At 71.8% G+C, this 23,300-nt stretch carries 20 protein-coding genes; 10 read left to right on the top strand and 10 right to left on the bottom strand.

The window, feature by feature from the left end; genetic code table 11:
• Nucleotides 1–25: 25 nt before the first annotated feature.
• The 4 genes from ACQ0O7_RS06915 to ACQ0O7_RS06900 form a co-directional block, all read right to left on the bottom strand.
• Entirely contained in the window at nt 26–3,553 is a 3,528-nt protein-coding gene (locus ACQ0O7_RS06915) for an ATP-dependent helicase (protein ID WP_430780908.1), read from the bottom strand.
• Nucleotides 3,550–8,070, bottom strand: a complete 4,521-nt coding sequence (locus ACQ0O7_RS06910; protein WP_430780998.1) for a PD-(D/E)XK nuclease family protein — start codon at nt 8,068–8,070, stop codon at nt 3,550–3,552. Before ACQ0O7_RS06910 ends, ACQ0O7_RS06915 begins: the two co-directional genes overlap by 4 nt.
• 388 nt (nt 8,071–8,458) lie before the next feature.
• Entirely contained in the window at nt 8,459–9,061 is a 603-nt protein-coding gene (locus tag ACQ0O7_RS06905; RefSeq protein ID WP_430780907.1) for a TIGR00730 family Rossman fold protein, read from the bottom strand.
• A gap of 1 nt (nt 9,062) precedes the next feature.
• Nucleotides 9,063–9,821, bottom strand: coding sequence for a TIGR00730 family Rossman fold protein (locus ACQ0O7_RS06900; RefSeq protein WP_430780906.1), 759 nt, complete (start codon nt 9,819–9,821; stop codon nt 9,063–9,065).
• A gap of 173 nt (nt 9,822–9,994) precedes the next feature.
• Here ACQ0O7_RS06900 and ACQ0O7_RS06895 point away from each other — a divergent pair, with 173 nt between their 5' ends.
• Nucleotides 9,995–10,165, top strand: coding sequence for a hypothetical protein (locus tag ACQ0O7_RS06895; RefSeq protein WP_430780905.1), 171 nt, complete (start codon nt 9,995–9,997; stop codon nt 10,163–10,165).
• A 5-nt stretch (nt 10,166–10,170) separates the two neighbouring features.
• Here ACQ0O7_RS06895 and dapE read toward each other — a convergent pair whose 3' ends face one another.
• Entirely contained in the window at nt 10,171–11,241 is a 1,071-nt protein-coding gene (gene dapE, locus ACQ0O7_RS06890) for a succinyl-diaminopimelate desuccinylase (RefSeq protein ID WP_430780904.1), read from the bottom strand.
• A 67-nt stretch (nt 11,242–11,308) separates the two neighbouring features.
• On the opposite strand from dapE, the gene dapD reads away from it, so the two are divergent.
• Nucleotides 11,309–12,256: a 2,3,4,5-tetrahydropyridine-2,6-dicarboxylate N-succinyltransferase gene (gene dapD / locus ACQ0O7_RS06885; RefSeq protein ID WP_430780903.1), complete on the top strand. Its 948-nt coding sequence runs from the start codon at nt 11,309–11,311 to the stop codon at nt 12,254–12,256.
• On the opposite strand, the gene ACQ0O7_RS06880 is transcribed toward dapD, so the two are convergent.
• The gene (locus ACQ0O7_RS06880; protein WP_430780902.1) at nt 12,253–13,065 is read right to left on the bottom strand and encodes a LysR family transcriptional regulator ArgP; all 813 of its coding nucleotides are present in this window, start codon (nt 13,063–13,065) and stop codon (nt 12,253–12,255) included. The genes dapD and ACQ0O7_RS06880 overlap by 4 nt on opposite strands.
• A 70-nt stretch (nt 13,066–13,135) precedes the next feature.
• Between ACQ0O7_RS06880 and ACQ0O7_RS06875 the strand changes: the two genes are divergently transcribed.
• From ACQ0O7_RS06875 to ACQ0O7_RS06845, 7 genes are all read left to right on the top strand, one after another.
• Complete coding sequence (locus ACQ0O7_RS06875; RefSeq protein WP_430780901.1) at nt 13,136–13,735, top strand: LysE/ArgO family amino acid transporter; 600 nt, start codon at nt 13,136–13,138, stop codon at nt 13,733–13,735.
• A gap of 47 nt (nt 13,736–13,782) precedes the next feature.
• Nucleotides 13,783–14,808, top strand: coding sequence for a MerR family transcriptional regulator (locus ACQ0O7_RS06870; RefSeq protein ID WP_430780997.1), 1,026 nt, complete (start codon nt 13,783–13,785; stop codon nt 14,806–14,808).
• Nucleotides 14,809–14,902: 94 nt separating this feature from the next.
• A complete protein-coding gene (locus tag ACQ0O7_RS06865) occupies nt 14,903–15,658 on the top strand; it encodes a class I SAM-dependent methyltransferase (RefSeq protein WP_430780900.1) in 756 nt (251 codons plus the stop codon).
• A gap of 494 nt (nt 15,659–16,152) precedes the next feature.
• Complete coding sequence (locus ACQ0O7_RS06860) at nt 16,153–16,632, top strand: hypothetical protein (protein WP_430780898.1); 480 nt, start codon at nt 16,153–16,155, stop codon at nt 16,630–16,632.
• 67 nt (nt 16,633–16,699) lie between these two features.
• A complete protein-coding gene (locus ACQ0O7_RS06855) occupies nt 16,700–17,179 on the top strand; it encodes a hypothetical protein (protein ID WP_430780897.1) in 480 nt (159 codons plus the stop codon).
• Nucleotides 17,176–17,865 (top strand): hypothetical protein, encoded by a 690-nt coding sequence (locus ACQ0O7_RS06850; RefSeq protein ID WP_430780896.1) that lies wholly within the window; start codon nt 17,176–17,178, stop codon nt 17,863–17,865. Before ACQ0O7_RS06855 ends, ACQ0O7_RS06850 begins: the two co-directional genes overlap by 4 nt.
• 388 nt (nt 17,866–18,253) lie before the next feature.
• Nucleotides 18,254–18,832 carry a hypothetical protein gene (locus tag ACQ0O7_RS06845; protein ID WP_430780895.1) on the top strand — a complete coding sequence of 193 codons (579 nt, stop codon included), beginning with the start codon at nt 18,254–18,256 and terminating at the stop codon, nt 18,830–18,832.
• Between the two features lie 5 nt (nt 18,833–18,837).
• Here the strand turns inward: ACQ0O7_RS06845 and ACQ0O7_RS06840 are convergent, their stop codons facing one another.
• Genes ACQ0O7_RS06840 through fdxA form a run of 4 tightly spaced genes read right to left on the bottom strand, consistent with a single transcriptional unit; the run spans nt 18,838 to nt 22,227 of the window.
• On the bottom strand, nt 18,838–20,085 hold the full coding sequence (locus tag ACQ0O7_RS06840; RefSeq protein WP_430780894.1) for a DUF4407 domain-containing protein: 1,248 nt from the start codon (nt 20,083–20,085) through the stop codon (nt 18,838–18,840).
• A gap of 48 nt (nt 20,086–20,133) precedes the next feature.
• Nucleotides 20,134–20,793 carry an SIMPL domain-containing protein gene (locus tag ACQ0O7_RS06835; RefSeq protein WP_430780893.1) on the bottom strand — a complete coding sequence of 220 codons (660 nt, stop codon included), beginning with the start codon at nt 20,791–20,793 and terminating at the stop codon, nt 20,134–20,136.
• A gap of 13 nt (nt 20,794–20,806) precedes the next feature.
• Complete coding sequence (gene dapC, locus ACQ0O7_RS06830) at nt 20,807–21,904, bottom strand: succinyldiaminopimelate transaminase (RefSeq protein WP_430780996.1); 1,098 nt, start codon at nt 21,902–21,904, stop codon at nt 20,807–20,809.
• Nucleotides 21,901–22,227, bottom strand: a complete 327-nt coding sequence (gene fdxA, locus ACQ0O7_RS06825) for a ferredoxin (RefSeq protein WP_092552691.1) — start codon at nt 22,225–22,227, stop codon at nt 21,901–21,903. The genes dapC and fdxA overlap by 4 nt, the downstream gene beginning before the upstream one ends.
• 83 nt (nt 22,228–22,310) lie before the next feature.
• Between fdxA and ACQ0O7_RS06820 the strand changes: the two genes are divergently transcribed.
• The gene (locus ACQ0O7_RS06820; RefSeq protein ID WP_430780892.1) at nt 22,311–23,270 is read left to right on the top strand and encodes a GNAT family N-acetyltransferase; all 960 of its coding nucleotides are present in this window, start codon (nt 22,311–22,313) and stop codon (nt 23,268–23,270) included.
• Nucleotides 23,271–23,300 lie beyond the last annotated feature (30 nt).

Below are 23,300 nucleotides of genomic sequence, written 5' to 3'. Positions count from 1 at the left end.
CCCCTCCTCCGGCCCAGCCCGGTCGTCACAGCTCCTCGGCCGGGATCTCCTCGATCAGGGCCGCCAGCCCGGCCGCGTCCAGCAGATCGGCCGGGCGGACGGTCACCTGCTCCCGCACGTAGTGGAAACCGGCCCGCACCTTCCGCACCGGCACCCCGGCCAGCGAGGCCCAGGCGATCCGGTACGCCGCCAACTGCACCGCCGCCGCCTCCGCCTCGGCACCCGACGGCCGCCGCCCGGTCTTCCAGTCGATCACGTCGAAACGGCCGTCCGGATCCGCGAACACCGCGTCCATCCGGCCCCGCACCACCACCCCCGCCACCGTCGTCGCGAACGGGACCTCCACCTCCACCGGCGTCCGATCCGCCCACTCGCCGGTCAGGAACGCCTCCTGCAGCGCCGCCAGCTCCTCGTCCTCGGCCGCGCCGTCGTCGGCCGCACCCGGCAGCTCGTCGATGTCGATCAGCCGGACCGCCCCGAACCGCTGTTCCAGCCAGGCGTGGAAGGCCGTACCCCGGCGGGCCTGCGGCGCCGGGCGCTGCGGCAGCGGGCGGCGCAGCGAACGGGCCAGCGCCTGCGGATCCTTCCGCAACACCACCAGCTGGGACACCGACAGATGCGCCGGCACCACCACCTCGATCGGGCCGTCCCTGCGGGACCGTTCCGCCCGCTCGGCCAGCAGCAGCTTCGCCTCACGACGCCAGCGGCCGATGTCCGGGTCCCGGTCCGCCGCCGCCCGGTCCGCCGCCAACGCCGCGGCCAGCAACACCCCCCGATCCAGCACAGCCTCGCCCGCGTGGTCACCTCCGGCACGCTCCGCACCCGAACTCACCACACCACCCGCCACACCGCCCGCCACGCCACCCGTGTGGTCACTTCCGGCGCGCTCCGCACCGGAAGTGACCACGTTGCCGGGGGTGGGAGGCTCGGCCAGACCGACCAGATCGGCGGCCAGGCCCGCCTTGGCCGCCACCTCCGGATCGGCCGCGGCCAGATCGGCGAACGCCTCCGCCGCGGACGCCTCCGGGTTCTCGATCATGCGGCGGATCAGATCGGCCGCCGCCGCCATCGCCGGCCGGCGCAGACCCAGCGGATCGGCCGGCCACTCCGCGGTCGCCACCACCTGATCACTCGGGTTGGTGTCACCCGGCGCCGGCTCCGGCGTCCACGCCGCCACCACCCCCGCCCCGTCCGCACAGGCCGCCCGGATCTCGTCCAGGAACACCGACGGGCCACGCGGGCGCTTCACCCCGTCCCCCCACCAGTAGCCGGAACAGATCAGCAGCCGCCGCGGCCGGGTCACCGCCACGTAGGCCAGCCGCCGCTCCTCCCGCTCGTCGTGCTCCCGCCAGGACCGGGCGAAAGCGGTCACCGCCCCGGCCACGTCCTTCTGGTCCATCGCGTCCGACAGATCCAGCACCGGCAGCCCCGCCGCGTCACCCCGCAACGGGAACGGCAGCACCCCGATCCCGCCCAGGAAGTGGTCCGACGACCGGGCCAGACCCGGCCAGACCCCCTTGCACAGGCCGGCCACCGACACCACGTCCCACTCCAGGCCCTTCGCGGCGTGCGCGGTCAGGATCTGCACCGCGCCCTCCACCACGTCGACCTGGCCCGGCTCCAGGCCGCGCTCCTCCTCCTCGGCGGCGGCCAGGAAGGCCAGGAACCCGGCGACCGTGCCGTTCTCGTTCTCGGCGACATACCTGGTGGCGGCGTCCCCCAGGGCGTCCAGGTGGCCCCGGGCCAGGCCGGCGTCCCCGGCCGCCCAGCCGCGCACCGCCACCTCGACGTCCAGGCCGATGGTCCGTTCGATGTCGGCCAGCAGGTCGGGCAGCTGCTGATCCAGGCGGCGGCGCAGGGCGGCCAGCTCCCGGCCGTACTCCAGCAGGCGGCGGTGACCCTCCGGCGAGTACCGGTCCGGCGGGCCCAGATCGGCCATCGCCTCCACCAGGGTCGCGTCGTCCAGCCGGTCGGTGACCACCGGTTCCTCGTCGCCGGCCGCCGTCGCCCGGGCCGCCGCGATCTGCCGGGCCCGCCGGTGCAGAGCCACCAGATCACGTGGGCCGATCCGCCAGCGGGCCCCGGTGAGCAGCCGCAACAGCGACGCCCCGTCGGTCGGGTCGGCCAGCACCCGCAGCGTGCAGATCACATCCCGCACCTCCGGGGTGTCCAGCAGCCCACCCAGGCCGACCACCTCCACCGGCAGGCCACGAGCCCGCAACGCCTCCTCGATCACCGGGATCTGACTGCGCACCCGGACCAGGACCGCGCTCGTCGGGCGCCGCTCCAGCGGAATCTCCCCCGGCTGCGCCGACGGCATCCCGGCCACCAGACGCCAGGCGGTCAGCATGGTGTCGGCGATCCACCCGGCCTCTTCGGCGTACGTCGGGAGCAGCGCACACGTCACCGTCCGCCCGCCCACCGCGCCGGCCGCCCGCGGTGACGCCGTCAACTCGACCACCTGGGCCCGGGAGCGCAGCGAGGCCGAGACGGTGTTCGCCACCCGCAGGATCTCCGGGCGGTTACGCCAGCTTCGGCTCAGCGTCCGTACCCACGCCGGATGCCCCTGGCCGTCCCGGAACTCCTCCGGGAACCGCTCCAGCGTGCCCGCCGACGCACCCCGCCAGCCGTAGATCGACTGGCACGGGTCACCCACCGCGGTCACCGGATGGCCCCCGCCGAACAGGTTGTTCAGCATCGTCACCTGAGCGTGGCTGGTGTCCTGGTACTCGTCGAGCAGCACGATCCGGAACCGGCCCCGCTCGATCGCGCCGACCTCCGGATGATCCCGCGCCACCAGTGCCGCCCGCGCCATCTGATCGCCGAAATCCATCGCCTCCAGGTCGAGTTTGCGCTGCTCGTAAAGGCGGACCAGGGGCAGCAGGGTGAGCCGGCCCTGCTGGCGGCGCAGCACCTCGGAGACGTCCTTGTAGACCCGGCCCGGGAACTCCTGCACATCGGCGAAGAACCGGCCGGTCCAGGCCGCCAGATCGTCCGCGCCGACCAGGTGCTCGGCCAGCTCCGCGGAGAGCGCCAGCACGTCGTCGGTCACCGTGCCCGGCGCGCGGTTCAACCCGGTCATCTCGCCGGTGTACGTCCGGACCAGCGAATCCACGATCTGCCAGCGGGCCGCCTCGGTCAGCAGGCGCGCCGACGGCTCGAACCCGGCCCGCAGCCCGTGCTCGGTGACCACCCGGGCCGCGTACGCGTGATAGGTCGACACCGTCGCCTCCCCGGCCAGCGCGTCGTCCCGGCCCAGCCGCCGGGCCAACTGGCCGAGACGGGTCCGGACCCGGTGCGACAGCTCACCCGCCGCCTTCCGGGTGAACGTCAGGCCCAGGATCTCGCCCGGGTGGGCGTACCCGTTGGCCACCAGCCAGACCACCCGCGACGCCATCGTCTCGGTCTTGCCCGAACCGGCACCCGCCACCACCAGCAGCGGCTGCACCGGCGCCGCGATGATCGCCTCCTGCTCGGCCGTCGGCTCCGGCAGCCGCAACATCCCGGCCAGCTCACGCGGAGTGAACCGGGGACCCGAACGCACCCTCGTCATGACGGCTCCACCACCTGCCGGCCCTTACCGGAGATCGGGCAGCTCGTCCGGACCGGGCACACCCGGCAGCGGCTGTTCGCCACCGCCGAGAACGTGGACGCCGCCATCGCCGCCGCCGTCCGCCGCACCATCCCGTCCGCCCACTGCGGATCGGTGGCCTCGGTCAACGGCAGCTGCATCTGCTCCCGGGCATCCTTGCCCGGCCCCAGCTGCACCAGCGCGGCACCCCCGGTCTCCCGGCCCCAGTCGTCGAACGCGCCCGCGTCGACAGCCGCCTGATAGCCGCCCAGCTGGGCGTTCTCCGCCACGTCAGCCGCCGACACAGCGGTCGTCCTCCCCGTCTTCAAGTCGATCACCACGAGCCGGCCCTCCTCGTCCACCTCCAGCCGGTCCACCCGGCCGGTCAACTGGATCGGATTCCGCTCGTCCTCCAACATCACGGTGAACTCGTGCTCGATCGCCAGCAGCCGCCGCGGGTTCACCGCCAGCCAGCGCAACAACTTGTCCACCATCGACTGGGCCCGCTCCTGCTCCGGGCCGGCCAGCCACTGCGCGGCCAGCTCGATCGAATCGAACCGGGCCGACACGTACTCCACCAGCTTCTCCCGGTCCGCGTTGGCGTCCTCGGCCAGCATCGCCGCCGCGTGCACCAGGTTGCCGATGCCCTGCGCCGGGCCGGCCGGGGCCGCACCGCCGTGCCGTTCCAGCAGCCAGCGCAGACTGCACCGCAGCGCGCTCTCCATCGACGACGGCGTCACCTTCACCGGACGTCCCTCGTCCACCAGCGGCCGGTCGTCGGAGAGCGGCCGCAGCCCCCACCACTCGTCCGGATGCGCCCCCGGCACCCCCGCGGCGGCCAGCCGGGCCAGCTCAGCGGCCGCGGCCCGCCGCCGGCTGGGCGTCTCCGCCCCACCGATCACGACGGTACGCAACTCAGCCACCAGCGAAGCCAGCGTCAACGCCCGCGGCGGCCGCCCGACCGGCAGTTCGGTCTCGCCGTCCAGCAGCCCGTCCGCGGCCTCCTCAGCCCGCCCGCCGTCATCCTCCGGGCCGCCTCCGGCCTCCCGCCCGCCATCACCTTCCGGACCGCCCTCAGGCTCCCGCCCGCCATCAGCTTCCGGAGCGTTTCCGGGGTACCGCCCGTCGGCGCCGTCCGAACCACTCCCGGAGTCCCGCTCGCCGTCACCCTCCAGGACAATCCCGGCATTCAGCCCAGCATCGGATCCCGGGCCGTTCTCGAACCTCGGCCCACCGTCGCCCTCAAACGCGGCCCTGCCCTCAAACGCGGCCCCGCCCACCGGCGCGGCCCCGCCCACCGGAGTGTCCCCTGCCTTGCGCTCGTCCTCACTTGCCGGCGCACCGTCGCCTTCCCATGCGGGGTCCACCGCCCGTGCGCTCGCCCCCTCCCCGGCAGCCGCGTTCGCCGCGGCGTCACCGAGTGCGGCTTCCGGGGAGCGTGGCTCATCCCTGCCAGGGCGCAATTCGGATGAAGATCCCGAAACCGGACGTGGGCCGTATGAACCCTTCTCGTTCGAATGCGCGGCGAACGAAACCTCCGAGTTCCGGCCGGAACCATGGGGGCCGTCTGGGCGCGGGACGGCATGGGGGAAGCCGTCGAGGCCTGGATCGAAGCCGGGGGAACCCTCTGGGCCTGGGCCGGGGAGACCGTCCGGGACCGTGCCGGGGGGAACGCCCGGGCCCGCGCCGGGGCCGAGGCCGTCCGGACCAGCACCCGGGCCGAGGCCATCCGGATCAGCACCCGGGCCGAGGCCATCCGGACCAGCACCCGGGCCAAGGCCATCCGGACCAGCACCCGGATCGGGGCCGTCCGGGCCCGCGCCGGGACCGGGGGGACCGTTCGAAGCCGGGCCGGGGCCGGGTGGGCCGGTGTCCCACGGGTCGGGGCCCGGCGGCAGACCTCCCGGGCCGTCGCCGGGGCGGCGGGTCGGGGTGGCCAGTTCGGTCAGGAAGCGACTGGGCTGTTCCTCGCCCAGCTGGCCGCCCACGCCACCCGACGAGACCGCGGTGGCGACCAGGCGGCGGCGGGCGCGGGTGACCGCCACGTAGAAGAGGCGGCGTTCCTCGTCCAGGAGCGCGGAGGTCTCGGCGATGATCGCTTCCGGACCGGAGGCGGGACGGCCGGCCAGCACGTCGACCAGGCGTTCGGACCCCAGCAGGCTGCCCCGGAGACGGAGATCGGGCCAGATTCCCTCCTGTACGCCGGCCAGCACCACCACATCCCACTCCAGGCCCTTCGACGCGTGGGCCGTCAGCAGCCGGACCGCCTCGCCCCGGTCAGCGCTCGGGGCGATCGAGTCGGCGGGCAGCTCCTGACCCAGCACGTGGTCGAGGAACACGCCGACTCCCGCGCCGGGCAGCCGGTCGGTGAAGCGGGCCGCCGCGTCGAACAGGACCACCATCGCGTCCAGGTCACGGTCGGCCGCCTCGGAACGCCACTCCCGGGCCCGGCCCGAATCCCGCTGGTCGGGCATCGGCACGTTGCCAGTGCTCATCGCGAACCAGCGATCGTGCAGGCCGCTCTCCCGCCAGACGGTCCACAACACCTGCTCGGCGGAGGCACCCGGCTGGGCCGCCGCCTCCCGGGCCACGGTGATCAGCCGGGCGATCGTCTGCGCGGGACGGGCCCAGCGACGCTCGACCAGATCCAGCCCGGCCGGGTCACGAACCGCGTCGACCAGCAACGCACCGGAGTGCCGCCGATCCCCGGCTGCGACCGCGAGCGCCCGCAGCCCCTGCCGGAGCCGCCGCTCGGACAGCGGATCGGCACCACCGAGCGGCGAGTGCAGCAGTGCCACGGCGGCTTCCTCGGTGAGCGCCGCCGGGTCGATCGCACATCGCAACAACAGCAGGAACGGAGCCACCGCCGGCTGCAGATGCAACGGCAGATCCTCGGGGTGGATCACGGTCGGCACCCCGGCGGCGGTCAGCGCCCGCAACACCGAGGGCTGCTGGAGCGTGGCGGACCGCATCAGCACCGCCATCCGCGACCAGGGCACCCCGTGCAGCAGGTGAGCCTCCCGCAGAACGTGCGCGATATAGGCGGACTCCGCAGCTGTCGACCTGAATGTCCGCACCACCGCCTCGGGAACCGGCCCGAACTGCTCATCCCGCTCACCGTTACTCACCACGGACCCCGCCGCGGCCTCCCCCACCACGGAGCCCGGCACGGTGCCGGGTGTGACGGCATGCGGTGTGGACGCGACGGGGTGTGCGGTGGCGGCCTCCGCCTCGGACGACCGCGAGGGCTCGGGAGTGACCGGCCGGGGAGCCTCGGGGACGGGCGGCTGCGGAGACTCAGGCCTGAGCGGGTCGGCCCCCTCCGAGACGGGCGGCTGCGAAAACTCAGGCCTGAGCGGGCCGGGCCCCTCCGAGAGGGGCGGCTGCGAAAACTCAGGCGTAAGCAGGCCGGCCCCCTCCGAGACGGCCAGCTGCGGGGGCTCGGGGGTGGGCGGATACATGATTCGGTTGGTGATCGGGCCCCGCATCCGGCGGGACACCCTGGCGGTGGCGGTGAGCAGGGGGGTGGCGGCCCGGTAGTTGGTGTGCAGGACCACGGTGTCGGCGGGGGATCCGGACGCCTTGCGGAACGTCGCCGGGAACTGGGCGACGGCTGCCGGGTCGGCGCCGCGGAAGCCGTAGATCGAGGAGTCCGGGTCGGCGAACGCGACAAGCGGTTTGCCGCCGCCGGCCACCAGTGCGAGCAGTTCGATCTGGGCCGGGTCGGTCTCGGCCAGCTCGTCGATGTAGACGTGGTCCAGGCGGCGGCGCTCGGACTCCAGCAGCGCCGGGTCGTCGGCGAGCAGGCCGGCGGCGGCCCGGACCAGCTCGGCCGGGTCGTAGGCGGTGGAGCCCCGGGTGGTCACGTCGCGGAGGGCGAGCACCGCGACATACTCCCGGAGGAAGCGGGCGGCGGCCGGCCAGTCGTCGCGGCCCAGGCGCTCGCCGTGCCGGGCCAGCTCGACCGGGCCGACGCCCCGCTCGGCGGCGCGCTGCATCAGGTCGCGCAACTGCTGGGCGAAGGCCCGGGTGGGCAGGGCCGGGCGCAGGGCGTCCGGCCAGCCGATCCGGTCGGGGGTCTCCGGGTCGCCGATCGCGGACAGCAGCTCACGGATGATCAGGTCCTGTTCGGGGCCGGTGAGCAGGCGCGGTGACGGTTCGCCCCGCTCGGCGGCGGCCCGGCGGAGGAGACCGAACGCATATGCGTGGAAGGTCCGCACCAGGGGCTCGTGGACGATCCGGCCGGGCTCGCCGGCGACCCGGGCCTCGATCCGGTCGCGCAGCGCGGCGGCACTGCGACGGCCGAAGGTGAGCACCAGCACACGCTCCGGGTCTGCGCCCTCGGCGATGCGGGCGGCGACCGACTCGACGAGCACCGAGGTCTTGCCGCTGCCGGGGCCGCCGAGCACCAGCAGCGGGCCGCTGGTGTGGCCGGTCACGCGGCGCTGGACCGGGTCGGCCGGCAGCGCGGGCAGGACCGGGCGGGGGCGCCGGACCAGGCGGTAATTCGCCGGCCGGCGCACCGGGGGAAGGGGAACCGGCGTGCTCACGGCATCTATGAGAGCACGCCGGTATGACGTTATTTCCGGGCAGCGGCCGCCGCGGCCCCGGATTCACACCCGGCCGGCCGGTTCCGTGTGGTTGTGCGACCCCACCGGGCACAATCGTGTGCCGACTTCCGGCGCGATCCGGACCGCTGCTCGGCACACACCGCGACGACCGCGTACCCGTGGACACCTGCGGCGCGATCCGGACCGCTGGTCGGCACACGGGTTTGCCTTGTGGGCCGCATTCGCCCGGCGGTCGCCGGGCGGTCCGGTGGGGACGCCTACGTGGCGCGGACGAGACTGGAGGTGTGGATCGGCGGGGAGGTGCCGGGCGTACCCATCAATGGTCTGCGGGGCTCGCCGTGCCCTGCGCCGCTCCGGAAGGGGGCCGCGGACCTGTCGCCAGGGTCTTCTCGATGAGGGTGACGGCTTCCGGGACGGTGCGGGCGACCAGCAGCAGCTCCATCGCGGCGGGGCGGACGAATTTCCGGTCGACGAGGGTGCCCAGCCAGTCGACCAGGCCGGTGTAGAAGCCGTCGGGGTCGAGAAGGATCAAGGGCTTGCGGTGTACGTCGAGGGTCGCCGTGGTCCACACCTCGAACAGCTCGTCGAGGGTGCCGAGGCCGCCGGGGAGGGTGATGAAGGCGTCCGAGCGATCGATCATCACGTTCTTGCGGGACGCCATGTCCTCGGTGACGACCAGCTCGCCGGAGGCCTCGTCGGCGACCTCCAGGTCGACCAGGCACTGCGGGATGATGCCCAGGGTGTGGCCGCCGGCGGCGCGGGCGCCCTCGGTGACGGTGCCCATCATGCCGACCCGGCCGCCGCCGGAGACCAGGGTGTGGCCGCGTTCGGCGAGGACCCGGCCGGTCTCGGCGGCGAGGTCGAGCCAGCGCTGTTCGAGCGTGGTGGACGAGGCGCAGAAGACGCAGATCGCCGCCATGTCAGTGCTGCCCGTGGGACTGGTCGGCGTCCATGATGATCCGGACGGCCTCGGCCACGTCGTCGGTGACCTGGATCAGGTCGAGATCCGCGGCACTGATCTTGCCGTCGTCGAGCATCCGGCGTTTCATCCAGTCGAGGAGCCCTCCCCAGTACTCGGTGCCCATCAGGATGACCGGGAAGCGGGTCACCTTCTTGGTCTGGACCAGGGTGATCGCCTCGAACAGCTCGTCCAGGGTGCCGAAGCCGCCGGGGAGGACCACGAAGGCCTGCGCGTACTTGACGAACATGGTCTTGCGGACGAAGAAGTAGCGGAAATCGATGCCGACGTCGACCCAGTCGTTGAGGCCCTGCTCGAACGGCAGCTCGATGCCGAGGCCGACGGAGAGCCCACCGGCCTCGGTGACGCCGCGGTTGGCCGCCTCCATCACGCCGGGGCCGCCGCCGGTGATCACCGCGTAGCCCTGTTCGGCGAGGGCGGCGCCGAGGCTCTCGGCCAGCTCGCACTCGTAGCTGTCGGGGGCGCTGCGGGCCGAGCCGAAGACACTGACCGCGGGCGGCAGGTCGGCGAGGGTGTCGAAGCCCTCGACGAACTCGGAGAGTATGCGCAAGGCCCGCCAGGCGTCCTTGGTCTTCCACTCCTCCCGGTTCTGGGAATCGAGCAGTTTCTGGTCGGCCGTGCTCGGCGGGATCGAGTCACGACGCAGCGTGACCGCTCCGCGGTGGCGCTCCCGGGGTCGCCCGTTGGTGCTGTCCGTCATGCCACAAAGGTAGTGCGGACGGTCGGTACCCGGTGAACAACCGGCTGCGATTCGGTAAGAGGATTGCGACGCGCAGACCTTTTTGCCAGATTGAAGCAACCGACCGTAGATCTGACGCGTATCTACAGTTACCGGCCTGGTATCACCCGGCTCCCGCAGAAGGAGCGACCACCGTGACGAAACGACATCAGCGCCTCAGGATGCAGCACCGGATCCGCCTGGTGCTGGAGGAACGGCGTGCGGCCTTCGCGGCTCGCGACGCCGAACCGGCAGTGGATCTCGAGGCGACGATGGAACTCCCGCCACCGCAGCGTGCGGTGGGCAGGGTCACCATCCGTTATTAGCTTCTCTAGGGCGCCAGCCATCGGTAGAGGGTGGCGGCGCCGTCACGGATCTTGCCGATCTCGACGTGCTCGTCCGGCGCGTGTGCCAGCGACGGGTCGCCGGGGCCGTAGTTCAGCGCCGGGATGCCGAGGGCGGCGAACCGGGACACGTCGGTCCAGCCCAGCTTGCCGGCCGGTTCGATGCCGACGGCGGCCAGGAACTCCCGGGCCGGTGCCGCGTCCAGGCCCGGCAGGGCGCCGGGGGCCGAGTCGGTGACCTCCAGCTCGAAGCCCTCGAAGACCTCGTGCAGGTGCTCCAGCGCCTGCTTCTCCGACCGGTCCGGGGCGAACCGCAGGTTGACCTCGACCACACACTCGTCGGGCACCACGTTGCCGGCCACGCCACCGGAGATGCTGACCGCGCTCAGGCCCTCCCGGTAGGTGCAGCCGTCGATGGTGACGGTCCGCGGGTGGTAGCTCTCCAGCCGGCGCAGCACCTCACCGGCGGCGTGGATGGCATTGACGCCGCGCCACGAGCGGGCGGTGTGCGCCCGGCGGCCCCGGGTGCGGACGCTGACCCGCATGGTGCCCTGGCAGCCGGCCTCGACCGTGCCGTACGTCGGCTCCAGCAGCACGGCGAAGTCGCCGCGCAGCCACTTCGGGTGCTCCTTGGCGACCAGGTTGAGCCCGTTGAACTCGGACTCGATCTCCTCGGCCTCGTAGAACAGGTAGGTCACGTCGTAGCTGGGGTCGGGCAGGGTGACCGCGAGGTGCAGGGCGAGCGCGACGCCACCCTTCATGTCCGAGGTGCCGCACCCGAAGATCAGGTCGTCCACGACGGTGGACGGCAGGTTGCCGTTGATCGGCACGGTGTCGAGATGCCCGGCGAGGATCACCCGCTGCTCACGGCCCAGCTTGGTGCGGGCCATCACGGTGTTGCCGAGGCGGCGCACGCTCAGGTGGCCGGCCTCGCGGAGGACGCCCTCGACGAAGTCGGCGATCACCTTCTCGTCGCGGGACACGGACTCGACGTCGACCAGGGCACGGGTCAGCATGACCGGGTCGACCAGCACGTCCGGGGTAAGCGGGTTGGCCATGAGCGCACCATACCGGGGTGCCGCGACGCCGCTGAGGTGTCATCGAGGCTCCGGTAGGGTTCGGGTCGTGGAAACCGCGATCTCGACTTCGCCCGCCTGGGGCATCGGCCTCGCCACCGTCACCGCCGAGGGTCAGGTGCTGGACACCTGGTTCCCCGCGGGGCACCTGGGGCTGGGTGAGGAGCCGGCCGACGTGCCGGTGCTGCCGGCCGGGCTGACCGGCCCGAAGCTGCTGCCCGGACTGAGCACCGTCGAGGTCCGGACGGTGATCAAGTCGCTGGCCGATCCGATCACCGACGCGTCCGACGCGTACCTGCGCCTGCACCTGCTGTCGCACCGCCTGGTCCAGCCGAACGCGCTGAACCTGGACGGCGTCTTCGGCAAGCTGGCCAACGTGGCCTGGACCTCGGCCGGCCCGGTGCCGCCGGAGCGGGTCGACGAGCTGCGCTTCCTGGAGCGGGCCGCGGGCCGTCAGCTGAGCGTCTTCGGGGTGGACAAGTTCCCGCGGATGACCGACTACGTGGTGCCGTCCGGTGTCCGGATCGCCGACGCCGACCGGGTCCGCCTCGGCGCCCACCTGGCCTCCGGCACCACTGTCATGCAGGAGGGATTCGTCAACTTCAACGCCGGGACGCTCGGCACCTCGATGGTCGAGGGCCGGATCGTGCAGGGCGTGGTGGTCGGCGACGGCTCGGACATCGGCGGCGGTTCGTCGATCATGGGCACGCTGTCCGGCGGCGGCAAGACCAAGATCCGGATCGGTGAGCGCAGCCTGCTCGGCGCGAACGCGGGTGTCGGCATCTCGCTCGGTGACGACTGCGTGGTGGAGGCGGGTGTCTACGTGACCGCCGCGTCGAAGGTGTCGCTGCCCGACGGCCGTGTGGTGAAGGCCATCGAGCTGTCCGGTGTGAACAATCTCCTGTTCTGGCGGAACTCGGTGTCCGGGGCGCTGGAGGCGAAGCCGCGCAAGGGCACGGGTATCGAGCTGAACAGCGCGCTGCACGCGAACGACTAGGGTCTGAGCGCTTCGACGGCCGCCGCTCGTACGGCGGCCGTCAGTGTTTCCAGGGTTTGCGACTGGATCCGCCAGCATTGCCAGTAGAGCGGGACGTCGAGATGACCGTTCCGGATTTGTACGATTTTTCCGGAGTTAAGGTCGTCGAACGCCTCCTTCTCGTAGAGCATCCCCCACCCCAGCCCCATCCGGATCGCCCGATTGAACGGCGCGGTCGCCGGAATGCAGTGCACCGGAGGGTCGTACCGGGCGGTCATGAACCGGTGTTGCAGCCGGTCCTTGCGGTTGTAGACGAGCACCGGCGCGGTGTGCAGATCACTGGCGTCGAAGCCGGGCGCGGCCACCGCGAGATACCGCATCACCCCCAGCCGCTCCACCCGGCAGCCCTGCACCGGGACGTGCTCGGAGGTGACCGCGGCCATCACCGTGCCGGTCCGCAGCAGGTCGGCGGTGTGCTCCTGGTCGTCGGTGTGCAGATCGAAGAGCACTCCCGGGACCCGGCTCAGCACCGGCAGGAACCAGCTGTCCAGCGAGTCGGCGTTGACCACCACGGACAGCCGGTGGGTGTCGGCGCCGAGGGCCTCGCGCTCCAGCAGCGCCACCTGGCTGGCGAACCGGACCAGGGCCTCGCCCGCGGTGGTCGCCACACACGGTTTGGCCCGGCGCACCAGCACCTGGCCGACGGTCTGCTCCAGCGCCTTGATCCGCTGACTGACCGCGGACGGGGTGACGTGCAGCACCCGCGCCGCCGCCTCGAAACTACCCTGCTCGACGACGGCCTGGAAAGTCGCCAACTGCGTCTGGTCCACGTTAGGAACGCTAATCCATCGTCAGAATGATTAGCTTCCGTTACTCGAGGACGAACCCTAGCGTCGAGGCATGCTCTCCTCCGCAATCGCCGGATTTGTCGCGTCAGCCGTGCTGATCATCGCGATCGGGGCCCAGAACGCGTTCGTCCTGCGTCAAGGCCTGCGCCGGGAATACGTCCTCCCGGTGGTGCTGACCTGCGCCCTCTCCGATCTCGTCCTGATCTCCGCGGGCATCGCCGGGCTCGGCGCCGTCCTCACCGCGCATCCCGGCCTGATCAGCGCGATCCGGTGGGCGGGGGCGGCGTTCCTGCTCGGGTACGCGGCCCTGGCCGCCCGCCGCGCCCTGCGCCCACAGTCACTGGAGGTGACCGCCAAGGCACCCGCCACCCTCGGGGCCACCCTGCTCACCTGCCTGGCGCTGACCTATCTCAACCCGCACGTCTACCTGGACACGGTGCTGCTGCTCGGCTCGGTGGCGCAGCAGCACGCGGACCGCTGGTCGTTCGGATCGGGCGCCGCCCTGGCCAGCCTGACCTGGTTCTTCGCACTCGGCCTGGGCGCCCGCCGGCTGGCCCCGCTACTGGCCCGGCCGTCCGCGTGGCGGGTGCTGGACGGCTCGATCGCAGCCGTGATGACGATCCTCGGGGTGACCCTGATCGTGCAAGCTTGACTCTCGACGAGGTCGAGAGTTCAGGATGCGGTGACGTGGAGAGCGACATGCGAGGCATCGGGGCGGCGGCCCGGGCCAGTGGGCTGAGCGTCAGCGCGCTGCGGTTCTACGACGGCGCGGGCGTGCTGGTCCCGGCGGTCGTCGACCCGGCGACCGGATACCGCCGCTACACCGCCGAGCAGATCCGGGCGGCCCGGTTGATCGCTGGGCTGCGGCGGGTGGGCATGCCGGTCGCCGAGATCGCCCAGGCGGTTAAGGACCTTTCCCACCCTTCTTCGGTACGGGTGAGGCTGGACGCCCACCTGACCCGCCTCGAATCCGGCCTCGCCGACGCCAAGCGTGAGCTCCTCCGGCTGCACACCCTGCTCGACCTGGAGGAGAACCTGATGACCCGGGTCACGGTGAACGCCGCCGACCTGTCCGCAGCCCTCCACGCGGTGATGTTCGCCGGGGCGGGCGCCACCGACCCGATCCCGGCCGGGGTGCTCGTCGAGACCGGCGACGACACCGTCACGTTCGTCGCCACCGATCGCTACCGGATGGCCGTGGCCAGCGCCCCGGCCGTCGTCGAGGGCTCGCCGGCCCGGCTGTTCCTGCCGTTGGCGCTGGCCGGGGAACTGGCCGGCCCACGATCCGGCACGATCGCCCTGGACCTGACCACCGGCCTGGTCACCGCCCGCGCCGGCGACCGGGTGATCGAGGGCCGGCCGATCGACATGGAGTTCCCGGACTACCAGCGCCTGATCAAACCCGGCCCGCGGGTACGCCGCATCACCGTCGCCGTGGACGAACTGCGCGACCTGATCACCTCGGCTCCGGTGATCGACCGGGACGGCCCGCTCTCGGTGCTCAGCCTCGACCCGTCCCGCGCGCTGCGGGCCGTCGGCGCGGGCGAGTGGGCCGCCGACACCGACGGGCACATCGCGCTGAACCGGGAGTTCCTGCTGCAGGCCCTGGACGCCGGCGGCCCCGGTCAGCTGGTCCTGGAACTCGACGGACCGTTCCTTCCGCTGACCATCCGCCCGGTGGGCGCGGAGTCCCATTTCTCGCTACTCATGCCGGTCCGCCGCTGAGTCTGGTAACCGTTCAGCCACAGTCCGGCACCGGTCCTGGAAAGGCCGCGGGATCGAGTCGCTGCATCCGACATCGGACGGCTACTTTCGGTCCGTGCGCAGCAACCGGCAGGGGGAAGAACTCAACGCCGCGGCTACCGGCGCCTCCATGACCGGGTGGGAGTTCGCCTGGCTGGACGGCCTGGCCGTGGCGTCCGAGCCGTCGTGGTCGTACCTCGAGCTGGCCCGGATCCTGGTGCGCCGCTCCGTCAGCGTCCTCGACCTGGACACCGGCGGCGGCGAACTCCTCGCCGAGCTGGCCCCACTGCCGTCGCACACGGTCGCGGTCGAGACGTGGGCCCGCAACACCCCCGCCGCCCGGGAGCGGCTGGCCCCGTTCGGTGTTCCGGTGCTCACCGAGCTGCCGTCCGAGGAGAACGAGTTCGATCTCGTCCTGAGCCGGCACGGCCGCCTGCCCGCCGCCGACATCGCCCGCCTCCTCAAACCCGGCGGCATCCTGCTCACCCAGCAGGTCGGCAGCGACGACCTGGCCGAGCTGAACACCGCGCTCGGCGCCCCACCACCACATCCGCGCCGCTGGGACGCCGAGGTGGCGGTCACCGCGTTGCAGGCGGCCGGCCTGCGGGTCACCGACGTGCGCGAGGAGCACCCGCTGCTGAGCTTCCGCGACATCACCGCGGTCGTCCACCATCTGCGCACGGTGCCCTGGCAGATCAGAGACTTCACCCCCGTGCGGTACGAGCGGGAGCTGGCCCGCCTGACCGCGGTGATCCGGGCCCGGGGCGAATTCACCGTGCGAGCACACAGATTCCTGATCCAGGCCGACCGCCCAACAGAGGCGTCCCTCTGAAGCCTCTTTCAGGGGACCGTTCCTGCCAGCGGACTAATCCATTCGGGTACCCGACCCGGAAATTGTTCCGAACCCTTTTCCGGTTTCACGTCGAAACGGTGCCGTAGCTTCACGTTTCCGGGCCCGTTTCCGCCCGCCCCGCCGATCCGAGCCGAACTCGGGCTTGCCAGGCACCACGCTTCCTGCCATCCGGCGTCACCGCTGCTGGAACCGCATTCCGTCGATCTTCCCCAGCGATGCGGGAGATCGACGCATCAGCGCCCACCACTCCCCCGGGTTAACCGGGACGGGCCGCTTCCAGCGCCATCCGGCAGTCGACGGGTCAGCGATAAGGCCGATCGCCGACGTTCGCCGTCTCCGCCATCTTTGTCGCAGCGCCGGGTGGCCTCACGGCCCCGGCCACATCCGAACTAACGACGTGCACCCCGATTCAGTCGCTCCCCGACCCATCCGGGTGTCGCACTCGCTTACCCCGTTCCAGGAGGAACATTTCCATGGCTAAGTTCACCAAGCGCACCGTTGTCGTCGCCGGCGTCACCGCTCTCGCCCTCAGCGGCGGCGCGGCCTGGGCCGCCATCACCGGCTGGAACATCAACGGCACGGGCGAGGCCAACGGCAAGGCGGCGGAGATCAAGGAGCTGACCGCGTCGACGACCTTCAGCGACAGCCTGTTCCCTGGCGCGAAGTCGCCGCTGGTGACGAACATGACGAACCCGAACGAGTTCCCCGTCAAGCTCACCGGACAGATCCAGGTGGACAACGCCACGGTGACCCCGGAGAACAATGACTGCAAGACCGCCCTTCTTCAGGCCGGCATGTTCAACACCACATTTCCCGGCACGCCGGAGATCGGTGCCGGACTGACGAAGAGCGTTCCGGGCAACGTGACAATCGGCAACATCCCCCAGGCCTGCGCCAGCAAGACGATCAAGATCGACTACTCGTTCAAGGCCGAGAGCCTGCCCGAGTCCTGATCGTTTCCGCCTCCGGGTGGGACGAGTCATTCCCGCCCCACCCGGCCGATGAGGTTCAGGACATTTCATGGTCAAGAACTGGCGGATTGCGGCTGCAGTGACAGCCGTTCTGGCCGGCGGGCTCCTCGCAGCCACTTCCTTCTCGCCCCACGCTCCGGACGAGGCTCTGCTCCTGGTCAGCAGAGGGAGTGAACCGCCGGGTGGACCGCTTCATTTCACGCTTGAAGGCAAATCGGTGCGTGGCCTCCACCCTGGCGCGACCAGACAGATGAGGATCGCGGTGCGCAATCCGCTAGGAGTCCGGATCAGCCTCCAGCACCTGACCGCCAAGGTGTCCTCAACATCACGACGGGGCTGCCCCGCGACCGAAGCCAACCTTCAGGTCCGCCGATACAGCGGCCATCTGCCCGTGACAGTGGCAGCAACCGGGCGCACCGACCTCGCCGGCTCCTTCCCCGTCGTCATGCCGCTCGGAGCATCCGAGAAGTGCGCGGGCGCCGACTTCGTGATCACTCTTACCGGGGTCGGCCATCGGATGACCAAATGAGGCGCACGAGCAGGTCACTGCTGATCATCGGAGTGGTGGCGGCCATGGCGGTGGCCGGAACCGTGTTCGCCTACGCGGGCGGATGGGCACTCGCTGACAACACGACATCCCTGACCGCCAAGGTGGCCAAGATGCCGCGCGGGGTGGAGCCGAGCGTGGCGAAACAAGGTGGGCAGGCGGTGGTCTCGTGGAGTGCTCAGGAGATCGCTCCGGGGTCGTTCATGGACCACTACCTGGTTATCGCGCATCCGGTCGGCGCGCCCGCCAAGCCGGAGATCACCCGGACCGTGGCGGCCTCCGGGGGTGTCGCCGAGTCGGTCGCCTTCAGTGGTGCCGAGTTGGCCGGTGGGACCTGGAACTGGACGATCACGCCCCGGTTCCGGGACTGGACCGGGGAGGCCGGGCGGAAAAGCCGCAACCTCCGGTTCGCGGCAGTCGCCCCCGCCCGGGAAGCGGCTCCGAGCGCTTCGCCGTCCACCGCACCGAGCGGCAGTCCGAGCCCGGCGGTGTCCAGTTCGGCGCCGAAGGTGACGGCGTCGCCCGTACCGAAGCAGTCGTCGAAGGAACCGGCGCAGGAGCCGGAACGGGAATCGGAGACGTCAGCGCCGGCCGAGTCCGCGGGACCGCCGCCGTCACCGGTCGAATCCACCAGCGGCGAGGTGAAGCCCCCGCCCACTGATCAGTAGCCCGGACTTCGGTCGAGCCCTCGGCGCCCATCGCTGAGGGCTCGACCGATCGCCGGTCGGAGATGAGGTTCACGGATCTTGGGAATGGCGCGCCGTCGTCACACGGGTGTCGCCGCTGGGCTGAGTGGCTGATCGCGTTTTCCGATCTTCGGGGGAGGACCGCCGTCCGGTCCATGCAGTCCCCCCGCAGGGGTAAGCCGTATGGGCAGACCTGTCCGATTTATGCGCTGGAAGGGCGTACGGAAAACCGATCACATCGGACATCTCTATCGGGGAACGTTGTATGAGCGCCGAACCCGGCATCATTCCCAACCGGCCTTCGAGGAGGAACGAGCCGCATGCCCGAACTGAGCGAGCCCCGCGCGGCTGCCACCACCGAGGTTGTTTCGTGAATCCCGGCTATGCGCACAGCATCGAGCTTGATCCGGCCGACCACGAGGAACCGACGTGGGATCTGCGGCAACCGGGGGCGCGGCGGCGCTTCGACCGGCGGGCCCGGATGATCCTGACCGTGGCGGCGGTGGCCGCGCTGCTCGCGAACGCGGGCGCGGCCTGGGCGTACTGGCATTTCAACGGGCCGGACCGGGGGCGTCTGGCGGCCGCCGCCGGTGTGGAGATCGCGTTGACCGCCACCTCGGATCCGGGGCGGACGCTGGCGCCGGGTGAGGTGGGGAACCTGACGGTGACGGTGACCAACCAGCATCCGGTGCCGGTGCACATCACCTCGATCCTGCCGGCTGACGGCCCGGTCGTCGCGGACGATCTGCGGCGGGAGGCCGGATGTTCCGATCCGCGGGTGGTGTTGACCGAGGCCGAGTTCCCGGTGTCGTGGGAGGTGCCGCGGAACACGATCGGGGCGTTCATCCTGCCCAAGGCCCTGACCATGCGGGCCGGCGGGCAGGCGGCGTGCCAGGGCGCGACGTTCACGGTTCCGGTCCGGGCGCAGGCGGTCAGCCCGGAGCAATAGGGCGGTCACACGTTGAGGCGGTGTCTCGGGATCGGGTGCTCGATGTGGGCCGGGTCGACGACCACCGCCTCGTGCAGCACATGCCGGGCCCGGTCGGTGGCGGCACTGGTGAGCCGGCTGTCGTGGCTGGCCGCCTCGATACCGTCGGCGATCACCTTGGCGGTGGCGTCGCCGTACGTCCTCGCGTCGTGGATCTCCCGCTCGTGCAGCAGGGACGCCTCGTGTTCGCGGAGCCGGGCGGCGCGGGCCTCGGAGCGTTCGTAGGCGTTGCCCCGGGACACCAGTTTGAGCCCGATCGCCGCACAGTCCAGGGCGACCAGCAGCAGCGCGATCCCGAGGTAGAAGACGCCGACTCCCCAGACGTCACTGCGGATCAAGAACCACATCGCGGCGGTACGGGCCCCGAAGCCGGAGTCGCCCCGGACGACCTCGGCGTTCTCGGCCCGCTGGGTGGTGATCACCTCGGCGAGGCGGGCCTGTTCGGCGGCCCGGGCGGCGCGCGCCTCCCGCTGGTCGCGTTGCAGGTCGGCGGCCTGCTGGTCGAGTGCGGCGGCCTGGTCGCCGAGGGAGCGGGACTGGCGGACCAGGTTGTGGCAGTATCCGCCGCTGGGGCATCCGGGGCTGCGGGTGACGCCGTTGCCGGCCGAGTCGTCGAGGGCCTGCCGGTACATCAGCCGGGCGTCCTCGCGCTTCTCGGCGGCCCGGTCGCTGATCCGGCGTACGGCCGCGTCGTCGGCGGTGTTCTCCCGGCGTAGTTCGGCGAGCCGGGCGGTGTAGCCGGCGACGGCTCCGGACGCGTCCAGGTCACTGATCTGGGCACTGTGCACCCGGGCCAGGTGGGCGTCGATCTCGCCGCGGTACCGGGACAGCATCAACGGCTCGGTGATCACGATGGCGAAGAGCAGGGCCAGGCCGAGCCGGCCCAGGTAGAGCCCGGCGGTGGGCTTGCGCAGCAGGTGCCGGGGGTCGGCGGACTCCAGCCGCTCGTAGCTGACGGTGACCCGGCCGACGACGGCCCGGTCGTAGGCGACCACGCCGGTGGCGACCAGCGGCCCGACCAGCCACTGGTACCAGGGATGGGTGTAGCCGGAGCTGGCGTCGATGAAGGCGGCGCCACCGACCGTGGCGTAGACGAAGTACAGCAGGATGAACATGCCGATGGACCGGTACAGGACCCGGTCGGAGTGGGTGTTCACACTTCGGGGATTCACGTTCGCCACTCGCAGCAGCAGGTTCCCGAGGCCCTTGCGCATGCTGCGAGTCTTGCCGACCCACCACCCGTTCGGTGGGGAAACGCCGGATCAGCCCCGCAGCACGGTCGGCTCGGTCACAGCCACCCGCAGCAGCACCCGGGCCTCCACGGTCTGCTCCTGGGGGTGCAGGTCGAACGCGGCAGCGGACTCCTCGGCCCCACCGGCGTCGAACGCCATGGCCCGCATCATCGGATGGCCGCCGCCACCGCCGGCCTCCGGGTCGGCGATCTCGATGATCCGGTCCAGCTCGGAGCCGACCGCCGCGGCGTACACCCGGGCTCGGTCCAGGGCGTCGGTGACGGCGTCGCGCCGCACGTCCGCGCCGGCCCGGCTGCCCGGCCGCAGCTGCCACCACGGGCCGGAGATCGAGGTCAGTTCGCCGGACGCCAGCTGGGCCAGCAGGTCGCCGAGCGGCTCGAAGTCGGTGACGGTGACAGTGGTGGTGACCGATCCTGAATAGGACGCCGCCTTCTCGCCGCCGCGCCGTCTGAACTCCGGGTAGACCTGGACTCCACTGGTCTCGCGCCGTTCGACGGCCGTACCGAATCGGTCCAGGATCTGATCGACCTCGGCCGCGCGGCGGGTGAGCCGCGCGACCACCGCGGTCTTCTCCCGGTCCCGGGCGCTCACCGAGACCGAGAAGACGGCCTGCTCCGGGGGCACCTCACGGCGTGCCTCGCCGTGGACGCTGATGACGGTCTGGTCCACGGCGGACACCCTTCTAGAAGGTGGCGAGGCGGTCGGCCGCGGCCGCCACCCGCTCGTCGGTGGCGGTCATGGCGATCCGCACGTGTTTCGCGGCGGCCGGGCCGTAGAACGCGCCCGGCGCGGCCAGGATGCCGTGCCGGGCGAGCCGGTCCACGGTGACCCAGCAGTCCTCGTCGCGGGTCGCCCACAGGTAGAGGCCGGCCTCCGAGCAGCTGATCTCGAAACCAGCCTTGACCAGGGCGGACCGCAGCGTGTCCCGACGGGCGGCGTAGCGGGCGCGCTGCTCGGCCACGTGCGCCTCGTCGGTCAGCGCGGCGACCATGGCCGCCTGCACCGGGGCCGGCACGATCATGCCGGCGTGTTTGCGGACGGCGAGCAGCTCGGCGACGATCGCCGGGTCGCCGCCGACGAACCCGGCCCGGTAACCGGCCAGATTGGAGCGCTTGGAGAGCGAGTGCACGGCCAGCACACCGGTGTAGTCGCCGCCGGTGACCTCGTCGGAGAGCACCGAGACGGGCGTGGTGTCCCAGCCGAGTGAGACGTAACACTCGTCGCTGACCACCGTGACGCCGCGCTCGCGGCCCCAAGCGACCACCTTGCGCAGGTGCTCGGCCGGCAGCACCCGGCCGGTCGGGTTGGACGGCGAGTTGATCCAGATCAGCTTGACCCGGCGGTCCGGGCCGATCGCGGTGAGCGAGTCGCTGCGGATCACCTCGGCGCCGGCCAGCTTGGCGCCCACCTCATACGTCGGGTAGCAGACCTGCGGGATGACCACCACGTCGCCGGGCCCGACCCCGAGCAGTGTGGGCAGCCACGCGACCAGCTCCTTGGAGCCGATCGTGGGCAGCACCCCCAGCTCACCGGAGGCGCCGCACTCCCGGGCCAGCCAGCCCGCGATCGCGGCCCGCAACGCCGGGGTGCCGGCGGTCAGCGGATAGCCGGGCGAGTCGTCCGCCGCGCCCAGGGCCCGCCGGACGGTCTCCGGAACCGAGTCGACAGGGGTGCCGACCGACAGGTCCACGATGCCGTCCGGATGGGCCCGGGCGATGGCCTTGGCCGGCTCCAGCAGGTCCCAGGGGAAGTCCGGCAGGGCCGACGACAGGGCGCTCAGTGTGCGTCCCCGCGCGGCGGCTGGGCGATGATGAAGGTCGCGTCCTTGTCGATCTTGCCGACCTTGGAGGCGCCACCGGGCGACCCGAGGTCCTCGAAGAACTCGTAGTTCGCGTTGGTGTAGTCCTTCCACTGCTCCGGGACGTCGTCCTCGTAGAAGATCGCCTCCACCGGGCAGACCGGCTCGCAGGCCCCGCAGTCGACGCACTCATCGGGGTGGATGTAGAGCATCCGGTTGCCCTCGTAGATGCAGTCGACCGGGCACTCCTCGATGCATGCCTTGTCGAGAACATCGAGGCAGGGCTCAGCGATGATGTAGGTCACTGGTCTTTCCCTTCAAAGCCACGCCGCGGGAACCGCCGACGACAAATTGCAGAGCCTAGTATTCCCGCCTAGGGAGGTATTACGTGCTCCGACAGCAGGATGTGGGACACCGGGTGGTGGTACGGCGAATTGTAGGCGTAACCGGGGACCGCACGCTCTTCACGGATGCGCTGGGTGAGCTAGTCGACCTCTCCGAGACCGAACTCACCATCGCCACCGCCAAGGGCACGCTGCGGGTTCCGCTCAGCGAGGTGCACCGGGCCAAACGGGTGCCACCGGCCCGCCGCCCGCACGCCGCCGCGGTGATCGCCCTGGAACACGCCGCCGACGACGCGTGGCCGGCCCCGGTGCGGGCCCGGCTCGGCGGGTGGATCCTGCGGGCCGCGGACAACTGGACCGGCCGGGCCAACTCGGCGCTGGCCGTCGGCGATCCGGACCGCCCGCTGGAGGCGGCCATCGACGCGGTGGCGAAGTGGTACCGCGAGCGCGGGCAGCAGCCGCTGGTCAACGCGCCGATGCCGCTGGCCGCACCGGTCAACGCGGCCCTCGATCAGCGCGGCTGGGGCACCCGGCCGCTGACCCTGGTGCAGACCGCGGTGCTGGCCCCGATGCTGGCCACCCCGGCCCGGCCCGATCTGCCGCCGGTCGATCTGGCCGACTCGCCGGGTGACGACTGGTACGCGATGGTGGCCGAACACAAGGGCACCCTGCCGGCCTCCGCGATCAGCGTGCTGACCGGCGTACCGGAAAGGGTCTTCGCGCATGTCCGTGACGCGGACGGTGACCTGCTCGCCGTGGCCCGGGGTGCGGTGACCGGAACTGATCGCTGGCTCGGCGTGTCGCTGCTGCAGACCGCCCCGGCCGCGCGCCGCCGGGGCCTCGGCCGGCATGTGGTGCGGGCGCTGGCGCAGTGGGCCGCCCAGCATGGTGCCGCCCGCGCCTATCTGCAGGTGGAGGAGCGGAATACACCGGCCGTGGCGCTCTACGGCCGGCTCGGGTTCAGCACCCACCACACCTACCTGACGCGGGAGGCGCCGCGCTAGCGCGTGCCGCCTACCGGCGCAATCCGCACC

The sequence above is a fragment of the Actinoplanes sp. G11-F43 genome (assembly GCF_050589265.1).
Taxonomy (GTDB): Bacteria; Actinomycetota; Actinomycetes; order Mycobacteriales; family Micromonosporaceae; genus Actinoplanes.
The sequence above is the reverse complement of the archived record's forward strand: the minus strand, read 5'-3'. Positions and strand labels throughout refer to the sequence as shown.